Raw genomic sequence first — 990 nt, forward strand, 5'->3', positions numbered from 1 at the left:
GTTCAAGGAACTCAATCCCAGTTTTATGTTGATTTTCAGGCGCTTGTTTAACAGGATTTGTTTTAACTTCATTATGCGCCACTTTATTTGTCAGATTAACAGGAGCGCCCTGCCCTGGAAAAACGCTGATTTGCGCGCTCATTGCCGCCGCTTTTTCTTCCAGTTTTTGGCGGTAAAAGCGCAGAGATTGCGTTTCCCGGTAGATTTGGTTTTCGTTTTCGGGCGGCAGAAAAGGGGCGCGGTATAAAAAGGCGGAAGACAGCTCTTCCAGGGGCTGTAAGCGGTTCTGCTTTCTTTCAAAGTAGGGGTTGATGTAAGTGCCTCTCGCGTAAGATTGGGAGCGGATATATGAGAAGTCAGCGCCAAAGAGGGTTATTTCTTTCGCGCATAGCGCTTCCGCTAGGGAAAGGCAGGCGTAGGTTACGTTGCCGCCGGACGTGTCGAGAAGGGGTAAGGGGCGCCAATAACGGGAAATGTAGAGCGCGAGGGGATGCGTGCTTGAAAAAAAGACGGGGCTGGTTGAAAAACGGGAGAGCAGGGGAGGGCTTGCTATGTCCAAGACCAGCGGAATGTTTTGTATGTTACAGCCGAAAAAATGATAGTGGCTGATGTGCTGGCAGTCAATCGAAACTACGGCGTCGGGGGCAATGCCGTTGTGCAGAAGGACGGGCATGGCGGTGTCGGAGCAGATGATAAAGACCCCCTTCAATTTATATTCGGAAAGAGCGGTTATCTGCCCGTCCAGCGAAGGGCCCGCCGCCACAATCGCCGCCTTGTCGATTTTTTTCGAGTGAAGCGCATGGTCTTTTGCGGTGTCGGCTGCGTTTTTCACGTTGCGGATAATGTTGGAAAACCAGCGAAGGCCGAAGTGCGCCTGAACGCTGAAATCGGCGGAGGCGGCGTCTATCGCCTCTTGAATAACGTCCGCCGCTTTGCCGAATTTTTCTGGCTCTTGATCGGTTCTTGTCCGCAGGGGGATAACTTTAATGC

At 51.9% G+C, this 990-nt stretch carries 1 protein-coding gene; it reads right to left on the reverse strand.

The features are described 5' to 3' along the window. The coding region (locus ACYVTD_RS13970) for a 6-hydroxymethylpterin diphosphokinase MptE-like protein (protein WP_461248332.1) at nucleotides 1–990 on the reverse strand (990 nt) is incomplete at both ends.

The sequence above is a fragment of the Treponema sp. R6D11 genome (genome assembly GCF_054786075.1).